The sequence below is a fragment of the Cryobacterium sp. TMT2-14 genome (genome assembly GCF_004402465.1).
Lineage (GTDB): Bacteria > Actinomycetota > Actinomycetes > Actinomycetales > Microbacteriaceae > Cryobacterium > Cryobacterium sandaracinum.
In genome coordinates this window covers 25,054-31,463 of the sequence record NZ_SOFV01000046.1, presented here as the reverse complement: position 1 = coordinate 31,463, position 6,410 = coordinate 25,054, and the positions used below count along the sequence as shown (strand labels likewise).

Here is a 6,410-nt window from a genome sequence, read left to right as displayed (position 1 = left end):
CCCGCGGCCCGCCGCCGCGCCGCCCGCAGCCGCGCCGCCCGCCGCCGCGCCGCCCACTGCTCTCACCAATTCGACGGAGATTTGGCTCTGAACGGCGCTGTCGGGCGCTTTCTGCCCCGCACGGGCCAAAATCTCCGTCGAATTGGTACGGGCTGGTGCTGAGTGTCTGGCGGATGCCCGAACCACAAAGGCGCTGCGGCACATCCGCTCGGTGTTGCGGCTAACGCAGGAGATCCGTCCGGCCGGGCCCGGGCACCCGCACGAGTTCTGCTCTGGTCCGTGTCGGGCGGGCAGCCCAGGCGACGGATGTCCTGAGTTGGCCACACGCGTGCGCTCGGCCGGCCTAACCAATTCGACGGAGATTTGGCCCTGAACGGCGCTGTCGGGCATTTTTCAGGCCCCACAGGGCAGAATCTCCGTCGAATTCGTTCACGCACCGGCGGGGTGCGAGCGGACAAGCGGAGGCAGGGAGTGGACGCCGGGCGAGGGTGGCGGCAGGAGAGGCTCGCTCCTATTTCGTGGCGGCGATGTCCGGAGCCTCGAGCCGCACGCGGTCGGCGGACTCGTCGTCGGGCTGCTGCTGCGACGCGCGTTCCGCCGCCACCCGCTTGAGGTAGGTGCCCACTTCGCGCGTCTCCCGGGCTTCGTCCCAGCCGAGCACCCCGGCCATCAGCCGCGCGGCCACGGGCGCCGCCGAGACGCCGCGGTCCCAGGCCTCGATCGAGATGCGAGTGCGGCGAGCCAGCACGTCCTCGAGGTGCAGGGCGCCCATATGCGTGGCCGCGTACACGACCTCCGCCTCGATGTAGTCGTCGGCCCCCGGCAGCGGGTCCGCCAGTGACGGGGTCTTGCGGATCAGGTCGAGAAGCTCGTCGGTCAGGGTGCCGTAGCGGTTCAGCAGGTGCTCGACGCGGACGGTGTGCAGGCCGAACGCCCGCGCGATCCGGCCGCGCTTGTTCCAGGCGGCCTGATAGCCCTCGGCGCCGAGCAGCGGGATCTCCGCCGTGGTGGAGGCCGGGACCCGTTCGTCGAAGGCGTCGACGGCCGCATCGATCGCATCCTTCGCCATCACCCGGTACGTGGTCCACTTTCCGCCCGCGATCACCACCAGGCCGGGCACGGAGTGTCCGACGAGGTGTTCGCGGGACAGCTTCGAGGTGCTCTCCGACTCCCCGGCCAGGAGCGGCCGCAGGCCGGCGTAGACTCCCTCGACGTCCTCCCGGGTCAGCGGCACCCGGAGCACGGCGTTCACGTGTTCGAGCAGGTAGTCGATGTCGGCGGCGGTGGCGGCCGGGTGCGCCTTGTCCAGATGCCAGTCCGTGTCGGTCGTGCCGATCAGCCAGTGTCGTCCCCAGGGGATCACGAACAGGACGCTCTTCTCGGTGCGCAGCAGCAGCCCCATGGCCGACTGGAACCGGTCCCGGGGCACGACCAGGTGGATGCCTTTCGATGCGCGCACCTTGAACGTGCCGCGTTCGCCGACCATGCGCTGCGTGTCGTCGGTCCAGACCCCGGTGGCGTTCACGACCTGCCGGGCCCGCACCTCGAACCGTTCATCGGTCTGCAGGTCGTGGGCGTGCACGCCGACCACCCGCTCACCCACCTTGATGAATCCTTCGACCCGCACCCGGCTGGCCGCGTGCGCCCCGTAGAACGACGCGGTGCGCACGAGCGAGGCCACGTAGAGCGCGTCGTCGACCTGCCCGTCGTAGTAGGTGATGCCGCCGACGATCGTGTCGGTGTTCAGGCTGGGCAGAAGCCCCTTCACCTGCCGCTTGGACAGGTGGCGGTGATGCGGCACACCGGGGGCGCGCCCGCCGGTATATGAAAACAGGTCGTAGAGGAGCATGCCGGCGCCCACGTAGAAGCGCTCGGTGACGCGCTTCCTGAGCGGGTACAGGAACCGCACCGGCTTCACCAGGTGCGGGGCGATGCGCTGCAGGAGCAGGCCACGCTCCGTCAGAGCCTCGCGCACCAACCGGAAGTCGGCCTGTTCCAGGTAGCGGATGCCGCCGTGCACCAGCTTGGACGACCGGCTCGACGTTCCCGACGCCCAGTCCCTGGCCTCGAGGATTCCCACGCTCAGGCCGCGGGTGACCGCGTCCAGGGCGGCTCCGGTGCCGACGATGCCGCCGCCGACCACGAGGATGTCGAGCTCTTTGCCCTTCAGCCGTTCGAGGGCCGCAGCTCGTTCCTCCGGACCCAGTTTCGTGGATCGCGACGCCGAATTACCTGGTGCCATGTGCTCACTCCCATTCCGGATGGTGTGGTGCTTACCTGACGCTAATTCATACCGACGCTAGTTCACTCGGTGCGGCGCGACAACCGTCTAATTCCCCCGGTACGGGGCGACGACCACCTCGACGCGCTGGAATTCCTTCAGGTCGGAGTAACCGGTGGTCGCCATCGACCGGCGCAGCGCGCCGACGAGGTTCGCGGTGCCGTCGGCGATCGGCGTCGGGCCATACAGGATGGTCTCGAGCGGCGCCAGGGCGCCCACCTCGACCCGCTTGCCGCGGGGCAGCTTCGAGTGGTGCACCTCGGCACCCCAGTGGAAGCCGCCGCCGGGGGCATCCGTCGCCCGGGCCAGCGCGGTGCCGAGCATGACGGCGTCGGCGCCGCAGGCGATGGCCTTGACGATGTCGCCGGAGGTGTTGAGGCCGCCGTCAGCGATGACGTGCACGTAGCGTCCACCGGACTCGTCCATGTAGTCCCGGCGGGCACCGGCGACATCGGCCACGGCCGTGGCCATGGGCGCGTGGATGCCGAGGGAGGCGCGCGTGGTCGAGGCTGCGCCGCCGCCGAAGCCGACGAGCACGCCGGCCGCACCCGTGCGCATGAGGTGCAGGGCCGCGGTGTAGGTCGCCGCCCCGCCCACGATCACGGGTACGTCGAGTTCGTAGATGAACTTCTTGAGGTTGAGGGGTTCCTGGTTCTGCGAGACGTGCTCGGCAGAAACGGTGGTTCCGCGGATGACGAACAGGTCGACGCCGGCGGCGACGACGGTCTCGTACAATTCCTGCGTGCGCTGCGGCGACAGGGCGCCGGCCACAGTCACGCCGGCCGCGCGGATCTCCGCGAGGCGGGCGGTGACGAGCTCGGGCTTGATCGGCTCGGAGTACATCTCCTGCATGCGCGCGGTGGCCCGGTCGGCGGGCAGCTCGCGGATCTCGGCGAGGAGCGGCTCGGGGTTGTCATAGCGGGTCCAGAGGCCCTCGAGGTCGAGCACGCCGACGCCGCCGAGCTGACCCATCATGATGGCCGTCTGCGGGGAGACCACGGAGTCCATCGGCGCCGCGAGGAACGGGATCGAGAATTGATACGCGTCGATGGTCCAGTCGACCGACACATCCTCCGGGTCGCGGGTGCGCCGGCTGGGCACAATCGCGATGTCGTCGAAGGCGTACACGCGGCGGGCGCGCTTGGAGCGGCCGATCTCGATTTCCATGATTTCAGTTTAGGTGCCGCGGCGCTCCTCGACGACGGATGCCGCGGGGTGCATCCTGAGGTGATGGACGTCACCGCCGACCCTCTGTCCTTCCTGCGCGAGCGCACCAGCATGAAATGGCGCAGTTTTCCCGCCGATGTGCTGCCGCTCTTCGTCGCCGAGTCCGACTTTCCGCTCGCCGAACCTATCCGGGACGCGTTGACAGCGGCGGTGCGGCGCAGCGACACCGGGTATGTCGCACCGGTCAACGGGCTTGGCGCGGCCTTCGCGGGGTTCGCCGGTCGCCGCTGGGGCTGGCAGGTCGACCCGGAGCAGGTGACCACCACGACGGATGTCAGCGTGGCCATCGTGGAGACCCTGCGAATGCTGATCAGGCCCGGCGACCGGGTTGTGATCACTCCCCCGGTCTACCCGCCGTTCTTCGACCTCGTGCCCGAGGCCGGCGGGGTGCCGCACGCCGTGCCACTCCTCGCCGGTCAGACCGGCTGGACCCTCGACCTGGACGGCCTCGAGCGCGCCTTCCGATCGGGCGTGCGCTGCGTGCTGCTCTGCAACCCGCACAACCCGATCGGGCATCCGCACACCGTCCAGGACCTTACGGCGCTGTCCGAGCTCGCCGCCCACTACGGCGTCACGGTCGTCAGCGACGAGGTCCACGCCCCGCTGACCTACACCGACGCCGCTTTCACGCCCTACCTCACGGTCTCCACCGAGGCCGCCGACCACGGCGTCTGCGTGACGAGCGCGAGCAAGGCCTGGAACCTGGCCGGCCTCAAATGCGCGCTTCTCGTCACCGCCGGCGAACGGATGCGCGCCGAGCTCGCCGCCCTGCCCCAGGAGGTGTCCTGGCGCACAAGCCAGTTCGGGCTGATCGCCGGCATCGCGGCGTTCCGCGACGGGGAGCCGTGGCTGGACGGGGTGATCGCGGCCCTCGACGACAATCGGCACGAGCTCGCCGCGCTGCTCGACGCGCAACTGCCCGGGGTCGGCTACCGGCAGCCAGGGGCCGGCTACCTGGCCTGGCTTGACCTGCGGAGCCTCGGCTGGGGTGACGACCCGGCGCTGGTCGCACTCGAGCAGGCCCGGGTCGCGCTCAGCCCCGGCCCGATGTTCGGCGAACCGGGCAGGGGCTTCGCGCGTCTCAACTTCGGGTGTTCACCTGAGGTGCTCGCGGAAGCGGTCTCCCGGCTGGCCGCGGCCGCCTAGTCGCCCTCGAGTACTGTCAGCGGCGATAGTTGGGCGCCTCGACCACGATCTGCACGTCGTGCGGGTGCGACTCCTTGAGCCCGGCGGACGTGATCCGTACGAACTTACCCTTCTGTTTGAGCTCGTCGATCGTGCGCGCGCCCACGTAGAACATGGACTGGCGCAGGCCGCCGATCAGCTGGTAGGCCACGGCGGACACCGGTCCGCGATACGGGACCTGGCCCTCGATGCCTTCCGGGATGAGTTTGTCGTCGGAGGGGACATCCGACTGGAAGTAGCGGTCCTTGGAGTAGGAGGTCTTCGTGCCGCGGCTCTGCAGCGCGCCGAGCGAGCCCATGCCGCGGTAGGTCTTGAACTGCTTGCCGTTGACGAAGACAAGCTCGCCGGGGCTCTCGTCACAGCCGGCGAGCAGGGAGCCGAGCATGACGGTGTCCGCGCCGGCGACCAGTGCCTTGGCGATGTCGCCGGAATACTGCAGCCCGCCGTCGGCGATGACCGGGATGCCGGTCTCCCGGGCCGCGAGCGACGCCTGGTAGACGGCGGTGATCTGCGGCACGCCGACGCCGGCGACGATGCGGGTGGTGCAGATCGAGCCGGGGCCGACCCCGACCTTGATCGCGTCGACGCCGGCGTCGATGAGGGCCTGGGCGCCGGAGCGGGTGGCCACGTTGCCGCCGATCACGTCGACCCCCTCGAAGGCAGGGTCGGACTTCAGGCGACGGATGATCTCGAGCACCCCGGCGCTGTCGCCGTTGGCGGTGTCGACCACGAGCACGTCGACGCCTGCCTCGAGAAGTGCGGTGGCGCGCTGCCAGGCGTCGCCGAAGAAGCCGATGGCCGCGCCGACGCGCAGTCGTCCGGCATCGTCCTTGGTGGCGAAGGGGTATTCCTCACTCTTGTCGAAGTCCTTGACCGTGATCAGGCCCGTCAGGCGGCCGTGGTCGTCGACGAGGGGAAGCTTCTCGATCTTGTGGGTGGCGAAGATGGCGACGGCGTCCATCGGGGCCATGCCGACCTTGCCCGTGATCAGCGGTGCCGTCGTCATCACCTCGCGCACCCGGGTCGTGTGCTTTTTGGTGGTGGAGACGAACCGCATGTCCCGGTTTGTGATGATGCCCACGAGCACGCCGTCGGCGTCGACGACGGGAAGACCGCTGATCCGGTACTGCCCGCAGAGGGCGTCGACCTCCGCAACGGTGGCGTCGGGCGAAGTTGTTACCGGATTGGTAATCATGCCGGATTCGCTGCGTTTGACGAGGTCGACCTGCTCGGCCTGGTCCGCGATCGAGAGGTTGCGGTGCAGCACGCCGAGGCCACCCTCACGGGCCATCGCGATGGCCATCCGGGTCTCGGTGACGGTGTCCATCGCGCTGGACAGCAGCGGCGTGGCCACGCTGATCCGGCGCGTCAACCGAGACATTGTCCCGGCTTCACTGGGAATGACGTCGGTGTGCCCCGGAAGAAGAAGGACGTCGTCGTACGTAAGCCCGGTGAAACCGAACGGATCTGGCTGATCCATGAAACCCCTTTTAACAATGCAGGAAAGTGGAGAAAACGCGGCCATCCAACTCGATTACCGGCTTCTCAATGTTAAGCGACGTTGCGCTCTGCGCATTCCTCAGCAGAGAATCTAGGGAGTGTCGGCCGTCGTCGGAACATATGCGACATAATCTTCACTTACTGTCAACAAAGATGTTGGTAGGTGAGACCCGGGGCACGCTCGGTCACAGACCCAACGGTGCCGCCATGGAGGTGC

At 68.8% G+C, this 6,410-nt stretch carries 4 protein-coding genes; 1 reads left to right on the top strand and 3 read right to left on the bottom strand.

Going from position 1 to position 6,410, the window contains the following annotated elements; translation table 11 throughout:
• Positions 1–511: 511 nt before the first annotated feature.
• Together E3O28_RS16100 and E3O28_RS16095 are read right to left on the bottom strand one after the other, a co-directional pair.
• Positions 512–2,242 carry a glycerol-3-phosphate dehydrogenase/oxidase gene (locus E3O28_RS16100; protein WP_134342979.1) on the bottom strand — a complete coding sequence of 577 codons (1,731 nt, stop codon included), beginning with the start codon at positions 2,240–2,242 and terminating at the stop codon, positions 512–514.
• An 87-nt stretch (positions 2,243–2,329) separates the two neighbouring features.
• The gene (locus E3O28_RS16095; protein ID WP_104100918.1) at positions 2,330–3,448 is read right to left on the bottom strand and encodes a GuaB3 family IMP dehydrogenase-related protein; all 1,119 of its coding nucleotides are present in this window, start codon (positions 3,446–3,448) and stop codon (positions 2,330–2,332) included.
• Positions 3,449–3,511: 63 nt separating this feature from the next.
• Between E3O28_RS16095 and E3O28_RS16090 the strand changes: the two genes are divergently transcribed.
• Positions 3,512–4,654 carry an aminotransferase class I/II-fold pyridoxal phosphate-dependent enzyme gene (locus E3O28_RS16090; protein ID WP_134342992.1) on the top strand — a complete coding sequence of 381 codons (1,143 nt, stop codon included), beginning with the start codon at positions 3,512–3,514 and terminating at the stop codon, positions 4,652–4,654.
• A 16-nt stretch (positions 4,655–4,670) separates the two neighbouring features.
• On the opposite strand, the gene guaB is transcribed toward E3O28_RS16090, so the two are convergent.
• Entirely contained in the window at positions 4,671–6,173 is a 1,503-nt protein-coding gene (gene guaB / locus E3O28_RS16085) for an IMP dehydrogenase (protein WP_134342978.1), read from the bottom strand.
• Positions 6,174–6,410 lie beyond the last annotated feature (237 nt).